A 26,059-nucleotide genomic window follows, 5' to 3' on the forward strand; every position below is an offset into this window, starting at 1 on the left:
AGAGAGGATGAACAAAGATGTTCCCGTGGAATATGTTCCCTTTTAATAAGAATATGAAGGATAGCATGAAAAATATGAAGCCTGAAGAAATTGAAAATTTCGTCCAGGATTTAATGCGAAAGATCATGCCCCAAAACATGATGGGCATGATGAATCCTCAGGATCTAATGAACGGATTTCAATCATCCGTTTCACAACAACCGCAAATGACAGGAGTGTTAAATTCAGCCGCCTTTGAAACACATGATTTTGTTTTTGTGAGAATTCCACTTAAAAGTGATGAATGGCTCAAACAAATTCGCATTTATCATACGTCGAACAAATTAATTGTTGAACATATTCCTGAGCAAGAAGATAAACATACTATTACCCTGCCGGCAATTGTCCGAAAAAAAGGGGCTGCAGCCAATTATAAGGATGGAGTCCTTGAAATTAAAATTCCAAAAAATATTGATATGCAATATTCCCAAATCGACGTGACAGAAATCTTATAGGCGTCGATTTTTTTTTGCATGTTTTTGACAAGGAAAAATATGATGAGAATAGGGATGATTAAAATGAGGTGGTATGATGGAAGTTGATAAATTAAAAAAATGGCTGGATGTGGCCCAGCAATTTCAATCAGAGAAATTTTGGAATCAAATTTTTAATGAAAACAATAGACCATCTTCCTTAAATCCCGTATCTGCCGTGAATGAATTTTTCCCTAAATGCGATTTATACGAAACGGAAAATGAACTTATTGTTGAAGCCGAAATACCAGGCTTAGACAGGGATTCCCTCCAAATCTCCGTGCAGCAGCAGGTCTTGGCCATAAAAGGAGAATTTAAAGCCTTCCAGCAAAATCGAAAATATTATCTGAAGGAACGAGCAAGCCGTTCTTTCAAAAAGGAATTACTATTACCCTATCCAATATTCGTTCATAAAATAAAGTCTGAACTTCGCAATGGTGTGTTAACCTTATCCATGCCAATGAACCGTGAGGAAGTCGAGGACATCCCTATCACCTTCGAGCAATCCAATCCTGAATAGAGGGATTTTATGCGGTTTCTATTTCGCTTTTTTATCTCCAAAAAAGCTTTTTTACAAAAAATCACGGAATTAGAAAAAAAGATATCCATGCTTGAAGCCAATTTACACGAATCCAAAACTACCCCTGATGAAACCATCCAAAAAGAAAACCAGCCGACCATTAAAATTGAACACCTTCAAGTTGATAAAATCATTATTGAACATTTAGATTATGCCAATAACTTTGGGCAATTGGGAATTAAAGATTTATCAGGTAAATTAAATATTGGCACAAGCTATGAAGGGGATCTTACTAAATTAGTCGATGAAAAAATTGCAGAAAAACTTTCAAAACAAGCTAAGGTAAACCTCAAAGCTAAAAAAGAAGATTAAAGACAGCCATCGCGGCTGTCTTTTAATGTCCCTTATTATGTTCCTCCATGTTCATACCTTCCATGGAATCTTTCGCGTTTGGATCCTCTTTTTCACTAGGAGTCCCGACAACAAATTCTTTTTTAGGCATATTGTGCATATCTCTTGCTGTAACATGTGAAACGATATAATACGTACCTTCCTGATCGAACGATTTCTCCAGACGATAAATGCCGTTCTTCGGGTTTTTAATCGCGATTTTTTGATGCTTTTCATCTTTTGAACGCCATATCTCAAATATCACTTCATCAGCATCATTAACCGCTTCCTTTCCTTGAGAAACTTTAGCTTCAAAAGTGACAGGCTGATTTAATTTTGCCGGTTCCGGATTGATTGATAAATTTACTTCCAACATTTCAGGCAGTTCAGATGATTGCTTCTCTTCTTTACTACAGGACACAGCAACAATCAGAAATAGAACAGAAATAATACCGATTACAAACTTTTTCATTATAGGTCACTCCTAACTTAATTCTTCCATCATTTCATTATGAAGCATGATTAACTGTATTTTAACTTCATCTGAAATTGTAGAATCGACAACTCTCTTCGTAGCGAAGTAGTATTTTTCATACTTGTTTTTCCTTATTCTAGGATGGGAGTTTTCGTCCAGCAGCTCCCTTTTAATAGCCTCAAGTAATATTTCTTCACTGTTTTTTTCACCCGGCGCTAATAACCGATTGTTCCAAATCGAGCGGTATTGTTCTAATAAAGCATCAAAATCTATAGGCAAAGATATCCCTCCTCTTTCCTGCCATTGCCATTGTTACATATTTACTATCATTATTGCAAAAAATAGATTTTAACAATATAAAGAAAGGAGAATACTATGTCTACGCCCTATAAATGCCCAAATTGCAAAACAAATCGAAGCCGTTTTAATATTATTCAACAAGTCTCTCATTCCGTAAAGCTTGACCCTCAATCAGGTGCAGTTGTCCGAGAATATGGTGAAAATGAATTAGAGCCTTTTCACCTCCCATATAATGGACCAGAATATCGGATTCAATGCGGTGCATGCGGCCTAATTGAAGATGAACGTACATTTATAAAGTTTGGTGAGCAGCCAATATAAACGAAAAACACCTTATTTTTAAGGTGTTTTTCGTTTTATCTTAATCTGTTTTCTTTTAAAAAATCCTCAGAATCCACTTTCCAAGCATCTGTAGGGGAAAAGCGAATTAAGTGAATGTTCCCATTAAATGATTGACTTCCCCTATTCTTAATAAACCAATCCACTACAACCGGCACATCCAAACTAATTTCCTCCGTTAAATCCTCTGGGGGCAGCTCCTCCATCCGTGAAATTCTAACATTGTCGACTTTGGCCAAAATAGGCTTCCACTTAATTTTTTGCAAGGAAGCCTCAGACGTAATCTGTCTATCCTGCTGTTTAAAGCCAGCTATGTAGGCATTTATTACATCATATGGATTTGCTTTTCCAAAATAATCATCTAGTTTCCCAGAGGCCTTTAACACCATGAGCATATGAGATAAGTCCATTGAGTTGGTTCGATGGGTTGTACTGCCATAAAAATGAATACAAAAATGTCCTGGAAAATTATTCTTTAGTGCTCCTGCTCCATGAGGCATTCCGTGCATGGAAGCCGCGATCCATTGGTCTTTGTGCATAACGATAATCGCACGACGTTTCCAACTCCATTTTCCCCCATAGATTTTTTTCATGATTTTTGTATCTTTGACGGTTAAGGGCTGTACATCTGCATGATGACTGCCTGCCCGGCGCTGTACTTTAAATTGTTTCCCCGTTTCAATGTCCATGACAGTAAATTTGGTGTATTTAGGCAAAATGTGATTGACTTCTTTCCATTTTAACATTTCTATTTTATAGCTAATATCTGTGGCAGCTTGAACACCTTGTCCATGCAGGAGGATGACAATTATTACGAAAAATAACGATACTCTCTTCATGAAATCCCCCCTTAATGTGAATTTTTCTACATTAAAAGAGTTACCTGAAGAAGAAATTATCATTCATCGATTTAAGGATTTTTCTTTTCATTTTCAAGGATAAAAAGCTGTGTTTGAATTTGCGGCCAATCGATATTCTCTCCAATGAATACAAGATTTAATGGTAAATTCATATATTCCTTGATATACAAGGGCATGCCATAAGAAAATTGAAAAAGAAATGGATGGTCTGAATAATCAAACTTGATATATCCTTTAATTCGATAAATCGTATCAGGCAAACCTCGCAAAAACTCTTCAAATTCAGTTTGGCTTATTGATGTAGTAAATTGGTAAACAAAGGTGGTTAGATGTAAAGGAATCTTGAGCGACTCTTTATTGAACGAAACAGAAAGATTTCTAAGTTGCGTGATGGAAACCTGTGAGTAATTCGTCAGGAGGCATCTTGCTTTTGAATTCGCAGCTTGCATTTCAAACGTAATATTCGCCTGCTGGCCCTCTGTTAGTTCATTCATTTTATTAATGAGAATGAAATCTGCATGCCTTACTTGTTCAAGAATAAGCTGCTGCAGCTGTGGACTTAGTGACTTTCGGTTGAGCCATCTTGTACCATCTACAGTAGTAATGATCCCTTTTATGTTAAGCTTATCCGCAAATAGTGGAGAAAGAATTGCATCTAAAACCTCTACAGGATGAGCAGCTCCTGTTGTTTCAATATAGATAACCTCTGGTTTCTCATCTAATAACAATCCTTGCAGCTGTGCCTCAAGCTTGTCCTGAATTGAGCAGCAAATGCAGCCACCCAACAATTCCTTCAATGATACATCATTTTCATCAATGGCATCCGAATCAATCGATACCTTTCCAAGCTCATTCATCATCACTGCTACTTTTCTTCCAGATTTCTGTTCATCTTCAAGCAATCGTTTTAACAAGGTTGTTTTTCCGCTTCCTAAAAATCCAGATAATATATAAACCTCAGCTTTTTTCATCAATATTTCCCTTCTTACCTTTTAAGATTCTTATATTATAACTGAAAAAGCGGATGAAAAAATCATCCGCTTTTAAAAAGGTTCAATGCCTCTTTGATAAGAACTGGTGCTAATGCAGCTAGTTGTTCAACTGATTTGTCAGCATTAACTAAGAAATTCTCTACCTTTTTATTCGTTTCCTCTGATAATCCAGCCGAATCTTTTACTTTTTGAAAAACAGAATCAACTTCAGACTTGAATCCGTTATGAAAAAACGAATTTAGCGGACCGTAGCCCAAAATGGAAAATACAATTACAGCTATGCATAGCTTTCTCATGAATCTAATACTTCCTTCCATTCATTTACTTTCCATTTTAGGATAGAACCTTAAGAGATATACAGGCCCAAATAAAAAACCCGACTCCTTATGGAATCGGGCATTGTCTGCTATTTCATTCTGCCTTTTAATACTTCAACTGCCTTTTGCAATTGAGTATCACTCGTTTTAATTTTTTCTCTTAACAGGTCCATTAGCTTCAAGGTAGCATCACCTTTTAGCACCCCATTTACTGGGAGTTTCTGTGCTTTTTGGAATGCGATAACAGCTGCTTTCGTTTTTTCGTCAAAAAAGCCATCCTCGCGCCCTGGATCGTACCCAATCGCTTTAAGCATTTTTTGCGCTGTTTGAACTTCAGTTGAAGAAGTAGAAAGCGCTAGTTCTTTATCAGGATTAATAATTGGCAATGTTGCATATTGAGGTAAGGCTACTTCGTAATCTGGTTTAATTCCTTTTTTATGAATCCAATTACCGTTTGGTGTCAGCCATTTTGCGATGGTGAATTTTAAGTTGGAACCATCCGCAAAATCTGAAGCAGTTTGAACTGTTCCTTTACCAAAGGACTTTTCCCCAACTAACGGAACACCAGCAGATTCTTTAACGGCTGCGGAAAGAATTTCAGAAGCACTTGCGCTTCCCTTGTCAATCAAGACAACTAACGGAAGGGTAGGATTGCCCTTATTTTCAGAAGGAATTTCTGTTATTTTACCGTTACGGTCTTCTTCTTTAACGATAACTTTTCCTTTTGGGACGAACATACTGGAGATTGTTACAGCTTGATCTAATAATCCACCAGGATTTTGCCTTAGGTCTAGTACAAGCCCCTTCATACCCTTCTTTTGTAAGTCATTGAGCGTTTTAACAAGCTCGTTAGATGTATTGCTGGAGAAACTGGTAATTTGGACTTTGGCAATTTTGTCATCTACCATTTCGCCATAAACGGTTTCAATCGGTATCTCATCTCGAACTATTGGTACACTCATTGGAGCATTGGTGCCCGGTCTTTGAATAGATAATTCAACCTTGGTACCCTTTTTACCGCGAATCATTGTCACCGCTTGGGTTGAATTCATACCCTGAAGGCTCTTTCCATCCACTGATAGAATAATGTCATTTGGTTTTAAGCCCGCTTTTTCAGCAGGTGATCCTTTGATCGGTGAAACGATTGTTATATGGCCGTCTTTTTCTTGAATTTCTGCACCAATACCTTCGAATGATGAGGAAATGCTGCTATGAAAGCTCTTCGCTTCATCTTTACTCATATAATCTGAGTAAGGGTCATCAAGAGCTTCAACCATACCGTTGATTGCACCATTGATCAGCTTATTTTGGCTCGTTCCTTTGTAGTACTTATTTTTCAATGTATCATAAGCTTCATAAAGCTTATTAAATTCCTGCCTATCATTGGCAGCCGGCACAACCTTTTCTTTGCCAAACGAGAAGGCAACAGTTGTAATTCCAGCAGATAGAAAAACGATAAAAAACAAAAGCATAATAAAATGGAATTTCTTGAATCGAATATAGCTTGACCTATTTTCCGTCATTTGCTCCTGTTCAACCTTTTCCTGGTCTTTTTTCTCTTCTTCCAAAGCCTTCACCACTTTCATTAACCATAAAAAATAAGCATTATTAATTTTAACCCTTAGTGTTTAGAATAACATCTTTTTAATAAAATTAACAAAGAAAAAGTAAAGAAAATAGAGCAAAGGATTAAAAGCTTTAAAAAAGCACCTGCCAAAAGGAAGGTGCCGTTAACATATTTCTTATCATTAAATCTTTACTCTTTTCAAACGAAGTGAATTTGTTACTACGGAGACTGAACTAAACGCCATAGCAGCACCTGCAACCCATGGCGCCAACATACCCATTGCCGCGATTGGAATGCCCCCGGTGTTATATATTAAAGCCCAGAAGAGATTTTGGCGGATATTTTTTATTGTCCTTTGGCTTAATGAAATCGCTTTTGGAATCAAGGTCAATTCCCCGCCTAATATGGTGATATCGGCCGCTTCAATGGCCACATCGGTCCCTGTTCCAATTGCGATTCCAATATCGGCAACGGCAAGGGCAGGCGCGTCATTTATTCCATCACCAACCATCGCAACCTTTCTTCCTTTTTGCTGAAGTTCTTTAACATGATTAGCCTTTTCCTCAGGTAAGACCTCCGCAATTACTTTTTGGATTCCTACCTGGACAGCAATTGCTTTTGCTGTCCGTTCATTATCACCAGTCAGCATAAAGACCTCAATCCCAAGATGATGTAACTGCTCGACTGCCGTTTTTGCATTCTCTTTGACGGTATCTGCAACAGCTATGACACCCATAATGGTGGAATTAATGGCAATAAACATTGCAGTTTTTCCTTCGTTCTCAAACCGGTGAAGGTCATGTTCCACCTCTAAATAGGGGATTCTTTTTAGATTCATAAGCTTGCGGGTGCCGATATATATTTCCTCATAGCCAATTTTCGCTTCAATCCCATAACCTGGAATGGCTGCAAATTTTTTAACAGGTAGAGTACTTGTCCTATTCTCCATTCCAAACTTAACAATCGCCTCTGCAAGTGGATGCTCAGAAGACTTCTCAGCAGAAACAAGATATTGGAGGACTTTCTTTTCATCCCGGTAGGCGATAAAATCCGTAACGATTGGTTGTCCCTTTGTAATCGTTCCTGTTTTGTCCAGAACAATTGTGTCAATTTTATGGGCTGCTTCTAAATGTTCTCCGCCTTTGAAAAGAATACCCATTTCCGCTCCTTTACCAGTGCCAACCATGATGGAGGTTGGAGTAGCTAATCCAAGCGCACACGGACAGGCAATGACGAGAACTGCGATGGATGTTTCTAATGCAGTTGGAATATTCCCGGGATTAATAAACAGGTACCAAATAAAAAATGTAAGGAATGATAGGGTAACTACAACAGGGACAAAGTACCCAGATATAATATCAGCAATCCGTTGTATTGGAGCCTTATTTCCTTGAGCCTCCTCAACGATTTTGATAATTCCTGCGAGCGCTGTATCCTTTCCCACCTTTACAGCGGTCACTGTAATTGTTCCATTTTTATTTATGGTCGAACCGATCACCGTATCACCCGGTGATTTTTCCACAGGGATAGATTCACCTGTGATCATTGACTCATCAACTGACGTTTTGCCTTGGATTACTTCTCCGTCAACCGGGATCTTTTCTCCAGGTTTCACTAATAAAAGATCTGACACCTTAACTTCATTTATTGGAATTTTAAACTCTTTCCCTTCACGAATAACGATAGCTTCCTTTGCCTGCAAGCTTAGCAGTTTGGAGATTGCAATCGTTGTTCTTCCCTTTGCCATGGCTTCAAATAATTTGCCAAGCAGGATTAAGGTGATAAGCACGGCACTAGTTTCAAAATAAAGATGAGGGGAGTATTGTTGATTTTCAAGCGTTTTTAAACCTTCAAAAAGGCTATAAAAATAAGCAGCAGAGGTTCCCAGTGCCACTAAAACATCCATATTCGCTCCCTTATTTTTCAATGCTTTAAAAGCGGCAATATAAAATGGTCCTCCTATATAAAATTGGACAGGTGTTGCCAAGATTAATTGAAACCATGGATTCATCAAGAGGTGTGGCATGGGCAGGTTGAGTTCCACTGGTACGTGATCAAGCATGGTATAGAGTAGCGGAAAAGAAAGAATAATAGAAAGAATTAATAATTGCTTCTTATGTTTTATTTCTTCTTCTTTTAACTGTCTTTTTTCCTCTCTTTGCATTTTCTCCTTGGCTCCATAGCCAATTTTTTCAATTCTTGCGATAATGTCATCACTAGAAACCAGCTCAGTCTCATAAGAAATAGCTGCACTCTCCATGGCTAAATTTACATTTGCCTCGACGCCGTCCATTTTATTTAAAACCTTTTCAATTCTCGTTGAACATGCCGCACAGGTCATCCCTGATATATCTAACTTTAGCTGCTCTTTCATTTTGTTCACCTCAATTAATACAGTACCCTGGCATCCTATGTTTTTCGATGATATTTGTCACTTTCATTAGTTTGTTGCTTTATAATAAATTCTCCATAAAAACAAAAACCTCCTCCTTTTACGGAAGAGGCGTATGAATATTATTCTTTTATGGCTGCTTCTAAAGCCACTTCAATCATATCGTTAAAGGTTAATTGTCTTTCTTCAGCAGTTGTTTCTTCACCTGTCAAAATATGGTCACTTACTGTCAAAACAGAAAGCGCTTTACGTCCAAATTTAGCTGCTAATGTATATAGTGCGGTTGTCTCCATTTCAATCGCTAAAATCTGATATTTCGCCCATTTTTCTAGTTCAGCATTATCGTTGTAGAAGGAGTCAGCGGTAAAAATATTCCCCACTTTTAAATTTAGCCCTTTCTCTAAACCACTATCATAGGCCTTCTTCAATAAATCAAAGCTTGCACATGGTGCGAAATCAACATGACCAAATGTTAGACGGTTCATATTGGAATCAGTTGAACTTGTCATAGCAAGAATGACATCGCGTACCTTAACATCCTTTTGAATGGCTCCACAGGTTCCAACTCGTATTAAATTTTGAACATTATAGCTTTGCATCAATTCATTTACATAAATGGATATGGAAGGAACCCCCATTCCAGTTCCCTGAACAGAAATTCTCTTTCCTTTATATGTACCAGTATAGCCAAACATATTTCGAACTTCATTATAGCATTTTGCATCTTCTAAAAACGTTTCTGCAATATATTTTGCACGAAGCGGATCTCCAGGAAGCAAAACCGTTTCCGCAATTTCGTTTTCTTTCGCACCAATATGCACGCTCATTTCAAAATCCTCCTAACAATAAATAGTACAGTTATTATTCTGCACCATAGACACTATAACATAAACAATTTTCACTAGAAAAGGTAAATCAGAAACGGACATGAAATTTTAATTTTGTGGGATGCTATTTCTAGAATTAAAAGGAGGTTGAGTATTTTGGGAAAGAAACATCGAAGCCGCATAAATGGACAAAAGAAAAATAATCATATCCCTGCAGAAGCAATCGTAGCTGAACACGAGGCACATGCGAAGGAACATAATGCTTCTGGCGGCCGCAAAAGCTAAAAAAAACCTAAGGATGATTTCCTTAGGTTTTGACATTATTTATGGCCATTTTCGCAAGGATTGTTGTTTCTCGTATAAGTTTATCAACCCGTATAACTAGAACCATCGTGGCATCTTTTCGTAAAAGCCATTTGCGAAAATTGCCTAGAAACCTTGTAAATGCCCCTTAAGAATTTGCAAAGCAACAAAGTTTACGAAAAGAGCCTTATTTAGAGAAGCATTATTCGATTAATTGGGAACCAGCCGCCAGGCTTTAATTGATAGTAGTACTGACCGCCGCGGCCTTCATCGATTAGAATAATATCCCCAGTCGTTAGAAATCTCCCTGTATAATCAGCTGGGATTCTGTCCGTCACATTAAAGCAGCTGAACGTCTCCTGTAAACAATGTTCTCTGCTATTCGCTTTAATCGATGTACGATATACCTCTTTATGACCTTTATTTTCCCGGTATTTTGGAGTTTGAAAGATCGTCACATCATATTGAATACTTGCTCTTCTAGTTAATACTTTGATCATCATATGCCTCCAATTATTAGAATTAATTTTATATTCTAATAATTAGCCACAACCTTTGTCGAATCCTTCTAAGAAATTCCTCTTTTTTTGTCGAAAATTACTTTTTTTACTTATTTGCCGCTGATTCATGTGAAATAATAGCGAAATGACAAAGAATGCTTAGGAATAACGGCCGATAACCGTTTGAATTTTTTGTGTTAAATATGGAATTTCTGCATTTGTAACCGTTAAACGCACATTTGTTTCATCTGTTCCCATTGCTTCAGAGAATAAACCTGATAAACCTCTAGCACGGCGATCGACTTGGAGCATTATATCCAAGGCACCATTACCTGCTGGAAAGAAAACAACTTCAAGTTCATCTAAACTGCCGCGGAAGGGTCCGGAAGTAGGAACGAATTCAAATTCTTGAACAAAAGGAAGGCGTCCCCGCAACCTTCTTGGTGCCTCTTCACAATCAGCTTCCCTAATTCTAAAGCCCAGATTATCAACGGAATTAAATACAGCAGACATCAACGGATTAGGGACCACCTTTAAATGATCCTGATCACTTGGATCGACCCCACCTTTAATATCAAGGCCAGTCGAAACCCAAACCTTGGATCTGCCGATAGTTAATGGAGTATCATAGGGCAATTGGAAAGTAAACGGAATTTCTTTTCGTTCATTTGACCTAATGGTAAAGGGTGTCGTTAAGCGGAAACGGTCGATCGTTGCTGTGACTGTATACTTCCGGTCATCAGATTCTCTTAAATAGGTTGTGTTTAATGCTAAATAAATCTCATCAACCTGCTGTTCCACTTTGCCTCCTCTAATTTCTACAACTCCCTTAACCGTCTCTCCCGGCATATACGTATCCTTTTCTAACTTTGTGTCTACGGCTGCAGATCCAATCCCTACACTGGCAAATACTTTGTTAAAGAACGACATTTTTTTCTCTCCCTTGATTAAGTATAAATTGTTGAATATCAGCTTTTATTTGAGCGCAATTGTCATAAGCTATATCGATTTGCAGGAGCCTGCGAATGATGCGTTTTGCTTGATCCGATATATCCAATTCCTCTTCCCAGCTTTTTTCCGGTGTATTTTCTTGATAGGTAAAATTGGAATACAGCAAAAATAAAAGAAAATGGCCCAAACCATAGAAATCCGCCTGTTGGTTTACTTCTTTACGTAAATCCAGTTTGCGTCGTTTCTCCTTGTATTTAAAAGTCAAGGGTCTAGCAAGTCCTAAATCAATCAGCCTAATCTTTGATCCATCTAAGATGACATTAGGAATACGGATATCACGATGGATTAGATTACGACAATGCAGATATTCAATATGTTCTAATAATTCGAAAGCAATCCTAAACGCTTCTCTTTCAGGAATGACCATCTTTTCAGCAAAAATTAATTGTTCAAAATTCTTGCCGTCAATAAATTCCATCGTATAATAGGGGATTTTCTTATATGTCCCGTCCTCAAAATACATTGGAAATCCTGGATTATCAATCGAATTTAATAATATTTTTTCTAACTCAAAGCCTTGTCTGCCAGCCTTGGTTATTCTTTTGTGAAGACGAAGTGCTTTTAAAACCTTTTTAGTTTGAGTAACTAAATCTAGTACTAGATAGCTGCGCCCATAACTGCCCATGCCGAGATGGCTGATCACCTGATAGCGGCCAGCCAGAATTTTTTCTTTAGAGAACGGCCTTTCGAAAAGATTGGAAAATAATAAAGTGATTTTTTTTACCATTTATTTAACTGCTAAAGAAACTAGACATAAAACTGCCGCTTTTATGCTTCTTTTTATAATGATGGTGCCCTAGTTGGTTGTGATTATAATGGTTCATCTTCTTCGAGGCATCGCTTGATGAGCTGTATTTATGATGCCCATGGCTCAGCTTGCTTTTAATAATTGATTTAAGGATTTTTTTGAACATTCCAATCCCTCCTCATCTTCGTACCAATATATACGATAAAAAAATATAATGGTTTCGCAATTTCAAAAATAATTCATTTTCATCGAATCAAACAAAAAGCGAGCACAGAATGCTCGTCTTTCGTCTTAATCTATTTTAAGAAGAGGTTTATCCCTTCTTTCATTCCATGTTTATTATTCATCTTGCACTTCTTCGTCGATGATACTTTTCTCAATTAAATATTCAAAGGTAATGTCAGCGAGTTCTTCCAATTCTTCTTCGCTAGGAACGTATCCCCTTTTTACAAGCTCATGAAAGAAAAATTCGGCAATTTCTTCTGTATCAATAAATACTTCAATTTCTCTCATAGCATCGCCCCCTTTTTACAGAATGTATGATGTACATGGCCTTTTCATGCTATTTCAATTTATTAAAAAAGATAACATGTCTTTTTTTAATCGGACAAGCATATGTTGAAGTGTAAAGAATCCTACATGAGGTGATATTATGTTAAATTTACAAACAAAGTTTGAGGCATTGATGGAAGATGTTAACAAAGAAGATGGGCAAACTGTACAAATGATGGAAAACTTCCTCGGTGGAATGTTTTTTCTGATTAAGTGGGCCGGAATCCCTTTTGTTTTGTATTTACTGTTTGCAGCAACACGGTTATAGGCTACACATGGCTTTTGCCATCGTTGCTTACAAGGCTCTCTAATTTTCTGAGAATAACCCGCATGACTTGATAGTATTCTTGATCATGAAATAATTCATATAGTATTCGATAATCGTTGAATATATCTAACAAATTATCAATTAGTTCCTTCTTTTCCTTTTTACGCTCGATTTCTTCAAATTCCGCTTTCCTTACCATGTTTTGCAAATTAGGATTTTTTGTTGGTTTTTCTTGCTTATTCACTAAGTATAAGAGTCCTAGTTTTTGAATAAATGTGTCTGCACTCTCCGCATCCGCCACAAGCGTCAGTTCCTCTTCTCCTGCTTCAAGCCACTCCCCATCACTTACTCTGGATAGTTCATAGATAACATCTTCCCATGCGTCATCCTTATAGCGCCAAATTTCGGTGCGGAAGCCAACCACTTTAAATAAATCTGCTCCATAACCGGCTACTTGAACCAAATCACCGATAAAAAATTTATATTCTATATCAATTTGCTCCTGTTCCATAATCGTGCCGTCATATTCGGAGAGTAATTGTAAGGCTTCCTCAATAAACAGCCCATCACTCTTATTCACTTCATACACATACTTTCCGTCGAGCCATTTTACATCTGTAACTCTGCCAACAGTACCATATATTGTAATCACGACCGTATCACCGATCTTGTACTTCGGTTTCTTTCGTTTTGTCATGTCCTCCCATCCTCTCAAATGATTAGTCGTGAATTTTGTTTACGATAGTATATGCGCAGCTATTTATAAAAGCGCATGACAATTATAAAATGAAAAAATCGCCTCCACCAAGGAGACGATTTTATATTTAAGCATTGGCAATGTAATTTCCATTGATAATTCTTTAACACTGTTGATTGGAGCGGAAGGCGCGAAGACTCCTGCGGGAGTACGGTGCAGGGGAGACCCCGCAGGCGCTTTAGCGCCGAGGAGGCTCCCCGGAACGCCCGCGGAAAGCAAAGCGCCTGGAGCGCAAATCAACAGCCATGTTAAAAGAGGCTATGCTTTATTTTCCGAAATGATATACAACTGCCAGGCTTCATCAAATATAGACATCGATTCCAAATAATGACCATTCATTTCCAGATACGAGCTTAATTCGTGGTAATCAGATGAATTTTTTGGAAAACTATGATCTAAATAAGCATGATTCGCAAATAGGCTCATTGCGTCCTTAGGAGAAGGGTGCCGATATTTCATTAAGAAATGATAAAATGATTTACTCATGATAACGCCTTTCTAATCCGTTTTATTTATATTCCATACTATAACGGATATAGTTGGCAGCGTAAAGTTTCATAACTAAAGCAGTCCGATATTTAGGCTGCTTACTTTTAGGAAGAGAAATCAAAGTAATTTTTCTTTAATAGCCTCGGGATTGCCATTAATTCTTCAAAGGTAATTACTTTTCCAACCTGACGGCAATCAATTAAATATAATTGATTCTCAATTTCTTTTATTATCGGCTCACTTTGATAGACCATCGAACAATCCGGACAAGAGAGAGTCGGCGTCTCAGAGATTTCTATTGCCCGTGTTCCATCAGGGATTTCCCAATAAACCGAACCTGTCAATTTTTTAACATTTGGGCTGCTGCACCACTCACACACCATTTGCCCTAAACCCCCTCTGCCGTACTGCTGGAATTAGGTGTTTCATGACTTTCCTTTTCTTTTTGGGTTTGTGCCTTATATTTCTTATCCTTCAATTCATCCCGTTTGCTTCGTTTATCTTTAAGCGATGTATGTTCAGGGTCTTGATTGTAATCCTTACGGCGGTTCAGTCTTGATAATCCTTCAGGAACGAGATTAAAGTGCTGGTCATTCATAATCCCCGCTATCCCGGCAAGGGAGCGTTTTTCCTCCATGTCTGGATAGACCTCTTTAAAGTAGTTTTCTGCCCTTCCTGGGACATAGTTTTCTGGTTCAGGATACGAAGTAATGACACCCTCAAAGTTCCGTAGGACAACCTTTTCCGCACTTTGCGAAATTAAATAATTCGGCTGAAGGGCAATTTTTCCGCCTCCTCCGGGTGCATCCACGACAAAAGTAGGCACTGCATAACCGCTTGTATGTCCTCTTAATCCCTCAATGATTTCAAGTCCTTTTGAAACAGGTGCACGGAAATGGCCGATGCCTTCTGAAAGATCACATTGATAAATATAGTAGGGCCGTACACGAATTTTCACGAGGTCATGCATCAGTCTTTTCATAATTGGAACGCTGTCATTAATCCCTGCTAGAATTACAGACTGATTGCCAACTGGAACGCCGCAATTGGCGAGCATTTCACAGGCACGTTTCGATTCCTCCGTGATTTCAATCGACGTATTAAAATGGGTATTCAGCCAAACCGGGTGATATTTTTTTAAAATATTACAGAGATTTTCCGTAATCCTCTGCGGGAATACAACCGGAGCCCTCGTCCCTATCCGAATAATTTCTACATGATCAATTTCCCTTAGGTTCTTAAGAATATATTCCAAAATATTATCATTAATAAGCAGGCCATCCCCTCCGGAAATCAATACATCCCTTACCTGCGGGGTTTGCCGGATATATCCAATCGCTGCATCCAGCTGCTTCTTTGGAACACCCATGCCAATTTGCCCCGAGAAGCGCCTTCTTGTACAATAGCGGCAATACATGGAACATTGGTTGGTTACTAGAAAGAGCACCCGGTCTGGATAACGATGGGTTAACCCAGGAACGGGAGAATCTTCATCTTCGTATAATGGATCTTCGAGGTCATACTTGGTTTTATAAATCTCTTTTGAAATGGGTACAGACTGCATTCTAATCGGACAGCGTGGGTCATCTGGATTCATCAAGGAAGCATAATAGGGTGTAATATTTAAGGGGATTGTTTTCGTCGAAATTCTTACTCCCTCTTCTTCATCCGGCGTCAAATTAATAACTTTTTTCAAGTCATCTAACGTTCGAATCGTATTTGTCAGCTGCCACAGCCAATCGTTCCACTGTTCTTCGGTAACATCCTTCCAAAGCTCAATATCCTTCCAATGCCTTGTTGGCTTATATAAAAATTGTTTCATCACAATTCCTCCATTCGTGACCTTTACTTATTAATATGCAAGAAACGTGCCAATGCTTAAAAGCTGAAGCGCCCGTTTGGAGGAACATAAAAGCGCCGAAAATTCGGCGCCTCAGTCTAGTATTTTTTTAATTTTATATTGTAATGTTTGTCTTGGGATCTCTAGTAGCTTGGAAGCTTGATTGATATTTCCAGCACTTAACTCTAATGCATTTTTAATTAATCGTTTCTCTAACTTTTCAATATTTTTCCTAAGTGAAAGCTCTCCAGTTGAATCCATACTACTTTGCTCCGATGATGAAAGATGCTTCAGCATTATTGGCAAATCCTCGACCCTCAGGTATTCCGCTTCAGAGATATTCATCATGTATTCAATCGAATGCTTTAACTCGCGTACATTCCCGGGCCAGTGATACTCGAGAAATAAGGATTCACACGAATTGTTTATACCCTTTATGTTTTTTGTCAATTTAACGTTGAATTCCTTAATAAAGTGTTCTGTTAAAAACAAAATATCATCTCTTCGATCCCTTAACGGAAGCAGGGAAAAGGTGAACACATTTAATCGGTAATAGAGGTCAGACCTTAGCTTCTGCTCTTGTAGTGCTTCATTTGGATTTACATTCATCGCGGCAATGACACGAACATCCACAAGGATGTTTTCCGAGCTCCCGACCTTTCTAACCATTCCATCCTCTAACACTCTAAGCAGCTTCGCCTGCAATTCAATCGGCATAGTATGCAACTCGTCTAGAAAAAGAGTGCCCCCATCAGCAAGCTCAAATAAGCCTTTTCGGTCAACTGCCCCAGTATAGCTTCCTTTAACTGTACCAAAAAGAATGCTTTCAAGCAGGGATTCGGGGATTGCTGCACAATTTTGCGCTATAAATGGACCTTCTGAGCGCAGTGACTCATGGTGGAGGCCCTGTACAAAAAGTTCTTTTCCAGTGCCGCTTTCCCCGTAAACAAGAATGGGAGAATCCGATTTTGCTAATCTTTTCGCTTCCTCCTTCAATCTGTTGAAGCTGGGATTTACCGTCATTAAATCCCTTAGGGTATACCTTACCTGCTTGGCAGACTTTTTCCTGCTGCTTCTATTTAACCCTTTTTGCAGGTCTAGTAATCTTTCTGCAAACATCTTCATTCGCGAATAATCTTTAGCGATTTCAACGGCACCGATGATTTCTTCGCCTAAAAAGATTGGCAGTGTCGTATTCATGGTATCAATTCTTGTGCCATGCAAGTTCATATAGACCTGGGTTTGATTGTAAATTGGCTTTCCTGTTTTTATGACCTTTAACAAAGTACTGGATTCTTCTGATAGGGAAGGAAAGGAGTCAAATAAATGCTTCCCCAATACTTCCTTTACTGTCATGCCGTCATGTCTTGCTGCCACTTCGTTATAATAAATCGTTTTTCCTTCTGTATTGACCACATGGATTCCTTCATCAATACTTTTTAGAATGGCACTTAGAACTTCTTGCGTTAAAGCGGTTAATTGGGCCATTTATATCACCTGCCTTTCTGGTAGGATAAGCTGCCGAAAAATAGTCATACTTGAGCCGAAAATTTAGCAGTTTGCCAGATTCTTTACCCACATATTCATATTTTCTAATTTGTCATAGATATAGCAATTATTCATTAACCTTCCCCTATAGGAATACCCAAGCCGGTATAAAACAGCATTCATGCCAAAGGATAAAGATCTTGCTATCGAATAGGCACAAAAGATTCCTTTTCTTTTCAATTCAGCCTCAAGCTCTTTAAGAATTAGTTTCATTAATCCATACTTCCGGTGTTCTGTCAGGGTTGCACAATCTGTTAATTCCGCATTTTTATAAAACCCATTGATTTCAGCTGAGGCAGCGCTGACGATTTTACCCTGGAAAAAAAATGCATAATAAATCGTTCCATCTTTCATGGTCTTTTTAATATATTCCGGATCATGCATCGGAGTGGGATAGATTTGAAACACTTGACCATACAGAGCAGCAAGTTCTGCCGCATAGCTTTCGTCTGCCTTTTTCAGTTCATATTCTTTAGGAGGAAACGCTTTTTCGACCGATGTATCTAATTGATAAATACTGTGGACCATCCCATCTTCTGTGATCCAATGTTCGTTTTTCTTTCTTTCTGGTGTATAAAACTTTGAAAAAAAATGAGCATCGGAACCAAGAAAATAACGGTCGACGACCGCTTCAGGCTGGAGTGCATGTTCGAGTAATTTCAGTGAATCTTCTGTACGCGCCTTAAATATTAGCTTTTCCGCTTGGTACTTTTTAACAAGCTCTTCTGTTTTTTCTAATATCAGGTTCAAATTCCCCCGATAATCATCCACACGAATTCGTTTATTAAAGGGGTCCAAATAGACCTCTAGGAAAAAATGACTGTCCTCCATATAAATCGTTTCTGATGTTTGATTCATTCGATCCCCTCCTTAAACACCATGAAGCTATTTGAAAAAAAGTCTGGCCTAGAATTAAGCCAGACATCGTGATGTTATTCCATCTTAAAACTAATTAATTTTAATTCGGTCATTTCCTCGACGGCGTATTTGATTCCTTCCCGGCCCATGCCGCTTAACTTCACCCCGCCGTAAGGCATTTGGTCAACGCGGAACGTAGGAATATCATTAATCATAACGCCGCCAACTTCTAATCTTTTCGCCGCCTGAAGTCCATAATGGATGTCATTCGTAAAAATCCCTGCCTGCAGGCCATATTTTGAGTCATTGACCATCTCAATGGCCTCATTCATTGTCTTAAAATGATTGATATGAACGACCGGAGCAAAAATTTCTTCACAAGAAACCTTTGCGCTGGTGTCTACATCGACCAAAACGGTTGGCTGATAAATTCCATCCGTAATACTGCCCCCAATTTTTATCCCTGCACCACCTGCAACTGCTTCTTCTACCCATTCTTTCGTACGAATAACATCTCCCCTTGAAATCAATGCAGAGATATCTGTATCTTCATCTAAGGGATTCCCGGTTTTTAGTTTTTTCACTTCTTCTACGAACTGCTCCGTAAATGCTTCCAATAGATTTTCATGAACAAAAATTCGCTGAATGCTAATACATACCTGCCCCTGGTAGGAAAACGCACCTGTTACAATCCTTGGAATAATCTTTTCAAGGTTGACCCCTTCGTCGACAATTACGGCAGAGTTTGAACCTAATTCCAGGGTTACTCGCTTTAAGCCCGAGTTTTCCCGGATATATCTGCCAACCTCAGGGCTTCCCGTAAAGGTGATCATCTTAATTCTGTCGTCTTTCATTAATATATCGCCGACACTGCGTCCGCTTCCGGTTACCACGTTTAAGGCACCCTGCGGCAAACCTGCCCGGTGAAAAAATTCAGCAATCTTATAAGCCGATAACGGGGTTTGGCTCGCCGGCTTTAACACCACAGGATTACCTGCGGCAATCGCTGGTCCTACTTTATGAGCAACGAGATTCATAGGGAAATTGAATGGCGTAATCGCTGCGATGACACCAATGGGCTCTCTAACCGTAAAAGCAACCCTTCCTTCCCCGCCTGGGGCTGCATCCATCGGAACTGTTTCTCCATGGATTCTTCTTGCTTCATGGGAAGCGAAGGTATAGGTCATAATTGTCCGGTCCACCTCGGCCCGGGCAGCTTTAAGCGGTTTTGCTGCTTCTTGAGAAATGATTTTAGCACATTCTTCCCTTTCTTCCTTTAGAAATCCTGCTACTTTTTCTAAAATTTCCGCCCGGACATATGCCGGCAGCGCTGCTAATTTTGCTGAAGCCTGATCTGCCGACGCGATTGCATCCAGGACATCGTCCTTTCCGGCAACTGCTATATCCGCAATATGCTCAAGATTAAAAGGGTTCTTTAATTCAGTATAGGTTGCTGCAGGACGGTATTCTCCGCCAATCCATAGTGATTGTTTCAAAATATTATCCTCCATTCCCTTGCTTTACCACTTTTATAGTAATCTATTTGAAAGAAAGTGATTTAAATTGACTTACTTTTTTGACAGCAAAGATGAATGGCTTTCTCTAACACTTCCATTCCCTCATCCAGCTGTTCATCTGTTATCACAAGTGGAGTCAATAAGCGAATGACATTGCCATATAATCCGGCTGTCATGATAATAAGTCCATTTTGATGGGCGATCTTAATGATTTCCTGAACAAGGTCTTTATTAGGTGTTTTGGATTCAGCATCCGTTACAAATTCGATGGCACACATTGCGCCGAGATGACGAACATCACCAATTTGCGGATAATGAGTTTTGATTTTTTCAAATCGGTTTTGGAAGGATTTTCCGATGATTTCGGCGCGGCTTAACAGGTCTCCTTCCACGATGGTTTTCACCACTTCAAGCCCGGCAACACAGCCTAGCGGGCTGCCGCCATACGTGCCGCCAATTTCTCCTATGTTTGGAGAATCCATAATTTCAGCTCGTCCGGTCACTGCACTAATCGGCAATCCAGCCGCGATTGATTTAGACATCGTTACAAGATCCGGTACAACATCAAAATGCTCAATGGCAAACATTTTTCCAGTTCGGCCGAATCCAGTTTGAATCTCATCAGCAATAAACAAAATTCCATGCTTTTCACATAGAGCTTTGACACCTTTCACAAAGCGTTTCGAAGGAAAGACAAATCCCCCTTCGCCTTGTACCGGTTCCATGATCACCGCCGCTACTTCTTCCGGAGGAACTTCACTTTGGAAAAAGGTTTCAAATCGCTGGAGAAGTGCAGCATCTAACTGTTCCGGGGAGTCAAATTCTGAGCGATAATAATAAGGGTATGGCCACTTATATGTCTCAGGCGCAAAAGGACCAAACTCATATTTATATGGCTTAACCTTGCTTGTTAAGGACATCGCCATATAGGTTCGTCCGTGAAAGCCTCTTTCAAATGAGATGATCGCTTTCCTTCCGGTATATTTTCGAGCTATTTTTACCGCATTTTCAACAGCCTCTGCTCCGCTGTTTAAAAAGAAGGTTTTCTTTTTATGATTCCCAGGAGTAATTCGGTTTAACGTTTCAGCGAGCTCAATATAGGGTTCATACATCATAACGTGAAAGCACGGGTGAAGATAGGCATCAATCTGGCGGTGGAGTGCCTCAACGATTTTTGGCGGACAATGACCGACATTTAACGAGCCAATCGCACCAGCAAAATCAATAAAGGTGTTGCCATCCACATCCGTAATTAAGGCTCCTTCCCCTTTTACTGCAAAGGTTGGGATAGTATTAAAGGGCCCTTTTGGGACATTGTGTTCTTTCCTTGCTAATAGTTCAATTGCTTTCGGGCCTGGAATTTTTGTTTTCAATTGAATAGAACTCTTTTTTGTTTCCTTTTTGTTACTCATCCACTTCACACCATTCCAATAAAGTAAAGGCAATAATCTCACTAGCAGCAAACAGATCCTCTAAATTAATATGCTCGTTTGCATCATGGGCTGTCTCCGTAATTCCCGGCCCGAAGACAACCACTGGAGTATTCCCTACATTAGATAGGATTCCTCCATCCGTTCCCCAAGGACTTGCCTCTATGACCGGCTGATTTCCTTTTACTTCTATGAAACTCTTTGTAAGCTCTTTTATCAAAGGATGCTCACTCTCAAGGCTTCCTGGCAGCCATCTACCGCCAAACCACTCAATTTGTAATGGATTATCGCTGAACCATTCATCCTTCTCGTTTAATTCTTGCAAAGTAGTTTCCATTTCTACTTGGGCAGTTTGAATCGTTTCTTCGGGAGACACTCCCATTCTTCCTTCGATGATTGCGGTGTCAGGGACGGAAGATGGCCAATCACCACTTTTGATTTTTCCAATATTGATGGGAATCGGAATCGGAATTTTTTCGAATAGGGGATCGGATATCCTGGAATTTCTATCTTTCTCTAATTGTTGTAATCTTTGAATAACGATCAGGGATTTTTCGATGGCGCTGACACCTTCATACCTGGTACCCCCATGTGCAGCCCTTCCCTTAACGGTAATTCTGAACCACATTGACCCTTGCTGTTTTGGGAATATTTTCATATTTGTCGGTTCCGGAATGATTGCCCCGTCTGCCTGATATCCGCGGAGTACGGCAGCAAGTGTACCGGCCCCGCCGCTTTCCTCCTCAATGACACTTTGAAAAATAACATCCCCCTTTAACTTTATTCCATTTGCAATTAACGATTCTATTGCCATAATAAGAGCAACATTCCCGCCTTTCATATCGGTTGCTCCTCTTCCATAAAGCTTTCCGCACTCTATCATTCCGCTAAAAGGATCCTGCTTCCAGTTGTTTACATCTCCTACCGGCACCACATCAATATGTCCATTCAGAATGATAGATTTGCCTCCGCCTGTACCTTTTAGAACGGCAACTAAATTAGGATTTCCTTCGAAACTTTCCCGGTCACAACAATAGGCAGGATGTTTCTTCAGCTCGTCACCGCCAATCTCCCAAATATCTAGTGTTAAGCCAAGCTGACGGCATTTTTCGATTACAATTGCCTGGGTCCCGCTTTCATTTCCTCTTGTACTATCCTCTTGAACAAGAATTTGTAACAATCGTGCTCCCCTGGCGCGATTTTCCTTAAGCCACTGCTTAATGCGGACTTTATTTTTTTCCATGTGATTCACTCCTTTTGCCCAGATTTTGCTAGTATGGTATTCTACGAATATTTTCACTTATGTTAAATTCACAACCGGTCTTAGTGACGACATTTTCTAAACAATATGGCGCAAATAATTCGGTCAGAAGAAGCCCATCTTCCGTTACTTTGAAAACGGCCATTTCCGTAATAATCAGATCAACACACTTAGATGAGGTCAAAGGCAGAGTACAGACTGGAACAATTTTAGGACTGCCATTTTTATCACTATGATTCATTACCACAATGACTTTTTTGGCTTTTTGAGCGAGTTCCATCGCACCTCCCATTCCTGGAACCTTTTTTCCCGGTACAATCCAATTCGCTAAGTCGCCATTTTGGCTGACTTGAAGGGAACCTAAAATGGTGATATCAACTTTACCTCTGCGGATCATCCCAAAGGCAATGGCACTATCTGTGTAGGAACCTCCGCAAGTGAGGGTGACAGGAAATCCTCCGGCATTGCATAAATTTTCATCCTCTTCCCCCTTATTCGGACTTGGTCCCATGCCAGTTATCCCGTTTTCAGCATGAAACATCACCTTTGTTTCTTTAGATAAATGGTTGGGGACAAGAGAGGGAATGCCGATTCCTAAATTCACGACCATTCCATTTTGAATTTCCTCAGATGCCCTTCTCGCCATTTGATTCCGAATATCTACTCCCATGCCCATTTCCAATTCACCCCCTTCGACGGAATGACATAATTGACGAACACTCCCGGGGTAATAATTTCATCCGTGGCCAGGCTGCCCAATGGAACAATTTCTTCGACTTCCGCAATCGTAATGTCCCCTGCCATTGCGACAAGTGGATTAGTGTTACGGGCACTTTTGTCATAAATCAAATTCCCGTACTCATCTGCTTTTTTCGCAAACACAATCGAAACCTCTGCCGTTAAGGCTGTTTCAACAAGATAGTTTTTTCCATTTAGCGTAAAAAGAGGTTTATTCTTTGCCACAATCGCATTATCCATGCCAATATCGGAAAGGATTGCCGGCAGACCTACGCCTCCTGCACGGATTCTCTCGGCTAAGATTCCTTGTGGTGAAAACTCAACCTCAAGCTTTCCCTCGTGCATTTGCTGGCCAGCAAAGGGGTTTGAACCGATATGAGAGGCAATTACTTTTTTGGCTCGCTCTGCTTTGACCAATTTGCCGATTCCTATAGTCGGAAACCCTGTATCGTTCCCAATTAAGGTAAGGTTAGTAACTCCTTTTTCCAATATTCCATCTATTAAGGTCGGCGGAGATCCCACCCCGCCAAAACCTCCAAACATCAACGTCATACCGTCATGGAATAATTCCATAACATTCTCAAGCGCCGTAATTTTGCCGAATGGATTATCCATTTACGCTTCACCAGCCATTCCTAGATTCAATTGCTTTGAAAATGCTTCAAATGTTTCTTTTAATAGTGCAGCAATTTCCTCGATTTCCCTTTTTGAGATTGTTAATGGTGGGGACACGATGATGGCATCACCGTTTACACCGTCGATTCCCGCTCCTGCAGGATATATGAGCAGCCCTTTTTCTTTGGCAAGGGTCACGATTTTTTGTGTGACTTGTGCACTTCTTGGAAAAGGAGTTTTCGCGCTTTCTTCTTCAACAAATTCTATTCCCAGCAGCAACCCTTTACCTCGAATGTTTCCAATAAATGAAAATTGCCCCTTTAATTTTTCGAGCTGATTTTTTAAATAAGTACTCTTACAATCTACCTCTTTTAAAATCTCGTTTTTTTCCAAATATTCCAGAACAGCTAAGGAAACGGCGCATGTTTGGGGGTTAGCGCTTAAGGTATGACCGCTCATCACGGATTTGGACCCTGCTAAAATCGGCTCCATTACCTTTTCACTAGCAACGGCTGCCGCTATTGGTGCGTAGCCCGCCCCCATTCCTTTCCCTAAAGCAACAATATCCGGGGTAACTCCCCATTGCTCACAGGCAAGCATCGTCCCGGTACGTCCGAACCCAGTCATCACCTCATCAGCGATAAAAAGAATATCATGGGCTTCACATATTTCTTTTATCTGTTTGAAATAATCCTTTGGCGGCGCGATGGCTCCGCCTGCGGCACCAATCACAGGTTCAGCAATGAAAGCAGCGATTTTGTCTGCTCCTATTCGTGAAATAGCAGTATCAAGTTCGCGGGCACATAAATAATTACAGGAAGGCGCCTCTAGGTTGTAAGGACAGCGGTAACAGTAGGGAGGGTGGATGACGGGAAATTCTTCTAAGAGGGGAACAAATCTTGCTCTTCTTCCTGTATGCCCCGACATCGAAAGGGCTCCAAGTGTGATTCCATGGTAACTGACCCAGCGGGATAATATTTTTGTTTTGGTTTGAATTCCTTTTTCCTGCCAATATTGGATGGCCATTTTCATAGCTGTCTCGGTCGCTTCGGAGCCGCTGTTAACAAAAAAGCTCCAATTAAGCCCTTCTGGAGTTAGCTCAGCAATTTTTTCAGCCAGCTTTTCGGCTGCTTCACTGGTAAATTGCGAGCGATAGACAAAGGAAACTTTATTGGCTTGCTCATTCATCGCGTCAATAATTTCTCTTACTCCGTGGCCAATATTAGCTGTAACAGCACCAGACGAAGCATCCAAATATTTTTTTCCTTCTTTATCATATAAATAGACCCCTTTGCCATAATCAATCACTGGGTAGGTTTCATCAAGCATTGGTTTAATTAAAAAAGAACGCTCCATGGGGCGGACACCACTTTCTTCTTAAAATAAGTCAGTCCTCATAGAAATTGTATGAAACATTTATTTGTTTCTTTCATCTTATTTTGTAATCGTTTTGGAAAAAAAACAGACACCATGAGGTCAGGATTCTGTACATATTTTTGAAGATAGTCCTCATGGAGGGTTCTTGCGGACAAATTTTTTGGAAGTTCATAGATTTCTGTCCTCATGGAGGGTTCATACGGACAAGTTTCTTTGAAATTCAGAAATTCTGTCCTCATGGAGGGTTCTTGCGGACAAATTTCTTTGGAGTTCATAGATTTCTGTCCTCATGGAGGATTCATACGGACAAGTTTCTTTGAAATTCAGAAATTCTGTCCTCATGGAGGGTTCATACAGACAAATTTCTTTGGAATTCATAGATTTCTGTCCTCATGGAGGGTTCATAGGGACAAGTTTCTTTGAAATTCAGAAATTCTGTCCTCATGGAGGGTTCATGCAGACAAATTTCTTTGGAATTCATAGATTTCTGTCCTCATGGAGGGTTCATACGGACAAGTTTCTTTGAAATTCAGAAATTCTGTCCTCATGGAGGGTTCATGCGGACAAATTTCTTTGGAATTCAGAAATTCTGTCCTCATGGAGGGTTCATGCGGACAAATTTCTTTGGAATTCATAGATTTCTGTCCTCATAGGGGTTCCATGGGATAAAGTCCATATAATTGTGTAAAAACAAAGAGTCATTTTATTCACTCTTGGCAACACTGTTTTCAGCGACGATAAACAATGAAAAGAGGA

Annotated in this window: 31 protein-coding genes; 6 read left to right on the forward strand and 25 right to left on the reverse strand. The window is 39.7% G+C overall.

Going from position 1 to position 26,059, the window contains the following annotated elements:
• Positions 1 to 17 precede the first annotated feature (17 nt).
• The 3 genes from PH210_RS24665 (at position 18) to PH210_RS24675 (ending at position 1,404) form a co-directional block, all read left to right on the forward strand.
• Positions 18 to 494: an Hsp20/alpha crystallin family protein gene (locus PH210_RS24665; RefSeq protein WP_289989032.1), complete on the forward strand. Its 477-nt coding sequence runs from the start codon at positions 18 to 20 to the stop codon at positions 492 to 494.
• Positions 495 to 570: 76 nt separating this feature from the next.
• Positions 571 to 1,032 (forward strand): Hsp20/alpha crystallin family protein, encoded by a 462-nt coding sequence (locus PH210_RS24670; protein ID WP_289989033.1) that lies wholly within the window; start codon positions 571 to 573, stop codon positions 1,030 to 1,032.
• A gap of 9 nt (positions 1,033 to 1,041) precedes the next feature.
• Positions 1,042 to 1,404: a hypothetical protein gene (locus PH210_RS24675; RefSeq protein WP_289989034.1), complete on the forward strand. Its 363-nt coding sequence runs from the start codon at positions 1,042 to 1,044 to the stop codon at positions 1,402 to 1,404.
• A gap of 22 nt (positions 1,405 to 1,426) precedes the next feature.
• On the opposite strand, the gene PH210_RS24680 is transcribed toward PH210_RS24675, so the two are convergent.
• Both PH210_RS24680 and yoyC read right to left on the reverse strand, forming a co-directional pair.
• Positions 1,427 to 1,894, reverse strand: coding sequence for a FixH family protein (locus PH210_RS24680; protein ID WP_289989035.1), 468 nt, complete (start codon positions 1,892 to 1,894; stop codon positions 1,427 to 1,429).
• Between the two features lie 12 nt (positions 1,895 to 1,906).
• Positions 1,907 to 2,176: a protein YoyC gene (gene yoyC / locus PH210_RS24685; RefSeq protein WP_354670016.1), complete on the reverse strand. Its 270-nt coding sequence runs from the start codon at positions 2,174 to 2,176 to the stop codon at positions 1,907 to 1,909.
• Positions 2,177 to 2,272: 96 nt separating this feature from the next.
• Between yoyC and PH210_RS24690 the strand changes: the two genes are divergently transcribed.
• The gene (locus PH210_RS24690) at positions 2,273 to 2,518 is read left to right on the forward strand and encodes a DNA alkylation repair protein (protein ID WP_289989036.1); all 246 of its coding nucleotides are present in this window, start codon (positions 2,273 to 2,275) and stop codon (positions 2,516 to 2,518) included.
• A 35-nt stretch (positions 2,519 to 2,553) separates the two neighbouring features.
• Here the strand turns inward: PH210_RS24690 and PH210_RS24695 are convergent, their stop codons facing one another.
• From PH210_RS24695 to deoD, 6 genes are all read right to left on the reverse strand, one after another.
• Complete coding sequence (locus PH210_RS24695; RefSeq protein ID WP_289989037.1) at positions 2,554 to 3,375, reverse strand: hypothetical protein; 822 nt, start codon at positions 3,373 to 3,375, stop codon at positions 2,554 to 2,556.
• A gap of 71 nt (positions 3,376 to 3,446) precedes the next feature.
• A complete protein-coding gene (locus PH210_RS24700; protein ID WP_289989038.1) occupies positions 3,447 to 4,367 on the reverse strand; it encodes a CobW family GTP-binding protein in 921 nt (306 codons plus the stop codon).
• Positions 4,368 to 4,429: 62 nt separating this feature from the next.
• The gene (locus tag PH210_RS24705) at positions 4,430 to 4,684 is read right to left on the reverse strand and encodes a hypothetical protein (RefSeq protein ID WP_289989039.1); all 255 of its coding nucleotides are present in this window, start codon (positions 4,682 to 4,684) and stop codon (positions 4,430 to 4,432) included.
• A gap of 110 nt (positions 4,685 to 4,794) precedes the next feature.
• Positions 4,795 to 6,228 (reverse strand): lmo1851 family serine protease, encoded by a 1,434-nt coding sequence (locus tag PH210_RS24710; RefSeq protein WP_483312144.1) that lies wholly within the window; start codon positions 6,226 to 6,228, stop codon positions 4,795 to 4,797.
• 225 nt (positions 6,229 to 6,453) lie between these two features.
• The gene (locus PH210_RS24715; protein ID WP_289989041.1) at positions 6,454 to 8,646 is read right to left on the reverse strand and encodes a heavy metal translocating P-type ATPase; all 2,193 of its coding nucleotides are present in this window, start codon (positions 8,644 to 8,646) and stop codon (positions 6,454 to 6,456) included.
• A gap of 140 nt (positions 8,647 to 8,786) precedes the next feature.
• A complete protein-coding gene (deoD, locus tag PH210_RS24720; RefSeq protein ID WP_289989042.1) occupies positions 8,787 to 9,491 on the reverse strand; it encodes a purine-nucleoside phosphorylase in 705 nt (234 codons plus the stop codon).
• 156 nt (positions 9,492 to 9,647) lie between these two features.
• On the opposite strand from deoD, the gene yoyE reads away from it, so the two are divergent.
• Entirely contained in the window at positions 9,648 to 9,776 is a 129-nt protein-coding gene (gene yoyE / locus PH210_RS24725; protein ID WP_096911902.1) for a protein YoyE, read from the forward strand.
• Positions 9,777 to 9,985: 209 nt separating this feature from the next.
• Here yoyE and PH210_RS24730 read toward each other — a convergent pair whose 3' ends face one another.
• From PH210_RS24730 to PH210_RS24750, 5 genes are all read right to left on the reverse strand, one after another.
• Entirely contained in the window at positions 9,986 to 10,297 is a 312-nt protein-coding gene (locus tag PH210_RS24730; protein ID WP_289989043.1) for a hypothetical protein, read from the reverse strand.
• A 156-nt stretch (positions 10,298 to 10,453) separates the two neighbouring features.
• Positions 10,454 to 11,224, reverse strand: coding sequence for a sporulation protein (locus PH210_RS24735; RefSeq protein WP_289989044.1), 771 nt, complete (start codon positions 11,222 to 11,224; stop codon positions 10,454 to 10,456).
• On the reverse strand, positions 11,211 to 12,032 hold the full coding sequence (locus PH210_RS24740; protein ID WP_289989045.1) for a serine/threonine-protein kinase: 822 nt from the start codon (positions 12,030 to 12,032) through the stop codon (positions 11,211 to 11,213). Before PH210_RS24740 ends, PH210_RS24735 begins: the two co-directional genes overlap by 14 nt.
• A 4-nt stretch (positions 12,033 to 12,036) precedes the next feature.
• On the reverse strand, positions 12,037 to 12,219 hold the full coding sequence (locus PH210_RS24745) for a hypothetical protein (protein ID WP_289989061.1): 183 nt from the start codon (positions 12,217 to 12,219) through the stop codon (positions 12,037 to 12,039).
• A gap of 173 nt (positions 12,220 to 12,392) precedes the next feature.
• Positions 12,393 to 12,566 (reverse strand): YozD family protein, encoded by a 174-nt coding sequence (locus tag PH210_RS24750; RefSeq protein ID WP_223593216.1) that lies wholly within the window; start codon positions 12,564 to 12,566, stop codon positions 12,393 to 12,395.
• Between the two features lie 139 nt (positions 12,567 to 12,705).
• On the opposite strand from PH210_RS24750, the gene PH210_RS24755 reads away from it, so the two are divergent.
• A complete protein-coding gene (locus tag PH210_RS24755; RefSeq protein WP_289989046.1) occupies positions 12,706 to 12,873 on the forward strand; it encodes a hypothetical protein in 168 nt (55 codons plus the stop codon).
• A gap of 1 nt (position 12,874) precedes the next feature.
• Here PH210_RS24755 and yodN read toward each other — a convergent pair whose 3' ends face one another.
• From yodN to PH210_RS24815, 12 genes are all read right to left on the reverse strand, one after another.
• Complete coding sequence (yodN, locus tag PH210_RS24760; protein ID WP_289989047.1) at positions 12,875 to 13,570, reverse strand: germination protein YodN; 696 nt, start codon at positions 13,568 to 13,570, stop codon at positions 12,875 to 12,877.
• Positions 13,571 to 13,888: 318 nt separating this feature from the next.
• A complete protein-coding gene (locus tag PH210_RS24765; RefSeq protein WP_289989048.1) occupies positions 13,889 to 14,116 on the reverse strand; it encodes a YozE family protein in 228 nt (75 codons plus the stop codon).
• Between the two features lie 107 nt (positions 14,117 to 14,223).
• Complete coding sequence (locus PH210_RS24770; protein WP_289989049.1) at positions 14,224 to 14,502, reverse strand: YokU family protein; 279 nt, start codon at positions 14,500 to 14,502, stop codon at positions 14,224 to 14,226.
• A gap of 5 nt (positions 14,503 to 14,507) precedes the next feature.
• Positions 14,508 to 15,941 carry a lysine 2,3-aminomutase gene (kamA, locus tag PH210_RS24775; protein ID WP_289989050.1) on the reverse strand — a complete coding sequence of 478 codons (1,434 nt, stop codon included), beginning with the start codon at positions 15,939 to 15,941 and terminating at the stop codon, positions 14,508 to 14,510.
• A 111-nt stretch (positions 15,942 to 16,052) separates the two neighbouring features.
• On the reverse strand, positions 16,053 to 17,447 hold the full coding sequence (locus PH210_RS24780; RefSeq protein WP_289989051.1) for a sigma-54 interaction domain-containing protein: 1,395 nt from the start codon (positions 17,445 to 17,447) through the stop codon (positions 16,053 to 16,055).
• Positions 17,448 to 17,510: 63 nt separating this feature from the next.
• Positions 17,511 to 18,365, reverse strand: a complete 855-nt coding sequence (gene ablB / locus PH210_RS24785; RefSeq protein ID WP_289989052.1) for a putative beta-lysine N-acetyltransferase — start codon at positions 18,363 to 18,365, stop codon at positions 17,511 to 17,513.
• A 74-nt stretch (positions 18,366 to 18,439) separates the two neighbouring features.
• The gene (locus PH210_RS24790) at positions 18,440 to 19,876 is read right to left on the reverse strand and encodes an aldehyde dehydrogenase family protein (protein ID WP_289989053.1); all 1,437 of its coding nucleotides are present in this window, start codon (positions 19,874 to 19,876) and stop codon (positions 18,440 to 18,442) included.
• 47 nt (positions 19,877 to 19,923) lie between these two features.
• On the reverse strand, positions 19,924 to 21,294 hold the full coding sequence (gabT, locus tag PH210_RS24795) for a 4-aminobutyrate--2-oxoglutarate transaminase (RefSeq protein WP_289989054.1): 1,371 nt from the start codon (positions 21,292 to 21,294) through the stop codon (positions 19,924 to 19,926).
• Positions 21,287 to 22,555 (reverse strand): peptidase, encoded by a 1,269-nt coding sequence (locus PH210_RS24800; RefSeq protein WP_289989055.1) that lies wholly within the window; start codon positions 22,553 to 22,555, stop codon positions 21,287 to 21,289. Before PH210_RS24800 ends, gabT begins: the two co-directional genes overlap by 8 nt.
• A 28-nt stretch (positions 22,556 to 22,583) precedes the next feature.
• Positions 22,584 to 23,249 (reverse strand): 3-oxoacid CoA-transferase subunit B, encoded by a 666-nt coding sequence (locus PH210_RS24805; protein ID WP_289989056.1) that lies wholly within the window; start codon positions 23,247 to 23,249, stop codon positions 22,584 to 22,586.
• On the reverse strand, positions 23,234 to 23,926 hold the full coding sequence (locus PH210_RS24810) for a CoA transferase subunit A (protein ID WP_289989057.1): 693 nt from the start codon (positions 23,924 to 23,926) through the stop codon (positions 23,234 to 23,236). Before PH210_RS24810 ends, PH210_RS24805 begins: the two co-directional genes overlap by 16 nt.
• A complete protein-coding gene (locus PH210_RS24815; RefSeq protein ID WP_289989058.1) occupies positions 23,927 to 25,282 on the reverse strand; it encodes an aspartate aminotransferase family protein in 1,356 nt (451 codons plus the stop codon). It abuts the gene before it with no gap.
• Positions 25,283 to 26,059 lie beyond the last annotated feature (777 nt).

It is taken from the genome of Paenibacillus sp. BSR1-1 (assembly GCF_030403775.1).
Classification (GTDB): domain Bacteria; phylum Bacillota; class Bacilli; order Bacillales; family Cytobacillaceae; genus Neobacillus.

Bases quoted from the DNA above. Each gene is read 5' to 3' on its own strand.
- PH210_RS24690 (WP_289989036.1), top strand. From the start codon at position 2,273: ATGTCTACGCCCTATAAATGCCCAAATTGCAAAACAAATCGAAGCCGT.
- PH210_RS24740 (WP_289989045.1), bottom strand. From the start codon at position 12,032: ATGGTAAAAAAAATCACTTTATTATTTTCCAATCTTTTCGAAAGGCCG.
- PH210_RS24710 (WP_483312144.1), bottom strand. From the start codon at position 6,228: ATGACGGAAAATAGGTCAAGCTATATTCGATTCAAGAAATTCCATTTT.
- PH210_RS24800 (WP_289989055.1), bottom strand. From the start codon at position 22,555: ATGGAAAAAAATAAAGTCCGCATTAAGCAGTGGCTTAAGGAAAATCGC.
- gabT (WP_289989054.1), bottom strand. From the start codon at position 21,294: ATGAGTAACAAAAAGGAAACAAAAAAGAGTTCTATTCAATTGAAAACA.
- PH210_RS24675 (WP_289989034.1), top strand. From the start codon at position 1,042: ATGCGGTTTCTATTTCGCTTTTTTATCTCCAAAAAAGCTTTTTTACAA.
- PH210_RS24805 (WP_289989056.1), bottom strand. From the start codon at position 23,249: ATGGGCATGGGAGTAGATATTCGGAATCAAATGGCGAGAAGGGCATCT.
- PH210_RS24695 (WP_289989037.1), bottom strand. From the start codon at position 3,375: ATGAAGAGAGTATCGTTATTTTTCGTAATAATTGTCATCCTCCTGCAT.
- ablB (WP_289989052.1), bottom strand. From the start codon at position 18,365: ATGAATCAAACATCAGAAACGATTTATATGGAGGACAGTCATTTTTTC.
- deoD (WP_289989042.1), bottom strand. From the start codon at position 9,491: ATGAGCGTGCATATTGGTGCGAAAGAAAACGAAATTGCGGAAACGGTT.
- PH210_RS24810 (WP_289989057.1), bottom strand. From the start codon at position 23,926: ATGGATAATCCATTCGGCAAAATTACGGCGCTTGAGAATGTTATGGAA.
- kamA (WP_289989050.1), bottom strand. From the start codon at position 15,941: ATGAAACAATTTTTATATAAGCCAACAAGGCATTGGAAGGATATTGAG.
- yodN (WP_289989047.1), bottom strand. From the start codon at position 13,570: ATGACAAAACGAAAGAAACCGAAGTACAAGATCGGTGATACGGTCGTG.
- PH210_RS24680 (WP_289989035.1), bottom strand. From the start codon at position 1,894: ATGAAAAAGTTTGTAATCGGTATTATTTCTGTTCTATTTCTGATTGTT.
- PH210_RS24780 (WP_289989051.1), bottom strand. From the start codon at position 17,447: ATGGCCCAATTAACCGCTTTAACGCAAGAAGTTCTAAGTGCCATTCTA.
- PH210_RS24700 (WP_289989038.1), bottom strand. From the start codon at position 4,367: ATGAAAAAAGCTGAGGTTTATATATTATCTGGATTTTTAGGAAGCGGA.
- PH210_RS24665 (WP_289989032.1), top strand. From the start codon at position 18: ATGTTCCCGTGGAATATGTTCCCTTTTAATAAGAATATGAAGGATAGC.
- PH210_RS24705 (WP_289989039.1), bottom strand. From the start codon at position 4,684: ATGAGAAAGCTATGCATAGCTGTAATTGTATTTTCCATTTTGGGCTAC.
- PH210_RS24730 (WP_289989043.1), bottom strand. From the start codon at position 10,297: ATGATGATCAAAGTATTAACTAGAAGAGCAAGTATTCAATATGATGTG.
- PH210_RS24670 (WP_289989033.1), top strand. From the start codon at position 571: ATGGAAGTTGATAAATTAAAAAAATGGCTGGATGTGGCCCAGCAATTT.
- PH210_RS24815 (WP_289989058.1), bottom strand. From the start codon at position 25,282: ATGGAGCGTTCTTTTTTAATTAAACCAATGCTTGATGAAACCTACCCA.
- PH210_RS24765 (WP_289989048.1), bottom strand. From the start codon at position 14,116: ATGAGTAAATCATTTTATCATTTCTTAATGAAATATCGGCACCCTTCT.
- PH210_RS24735 (WP_289989044.1), bottom strand. From the start codon at position 11,224: ATGTCGTTCTTTAACAAAGTATTTGCCAGTGTAGGGATTGGATCTGCA.
- PH210_RS24755 (WP_289989046.1), top strand. From the start codon at position 12,706: ATGTTAAATTTACAAACAAAGTTTGAGGCATTGATGGAAGATGTTAAC.
- PH210_RS24745 (WP_289989061.1), bottom strand. From the start codon at position 12,219: ATGTTCAAAAAAATCCTTAAATCAATTATTAAAAGCAAGCTGAGCCAT.
- PH210_RS24790 (WP_289989053.1), bottom strand. From the start codon at position 19,876: ATGGAGGATAATATTTTGAAACAATCACTATGGATTGGCGGAGAATAC.
- PH210_RS24750 (WP_223593216.1), bottom strand. From the start codon at position 12,566: ATGAGAGAAATTGAAGTATTTATTGATACAGAAGAAATTGCCGAATTT.
- PH210_RS24770 (WP_289989049.1), bottom strand. From the start codon at position 14,502: ATGGTGTGTGAGTGGTGCAGCAGCCCAAATGTTAAAAAATTGACAGGT.
- PH210_RS24715 (WP_289989041.1), bottom strand. From the start codon at position 8,646: ATGAAAGAGCAGCTAAAGTTAGATATATCAGGGATGACCTGTGCGGCA.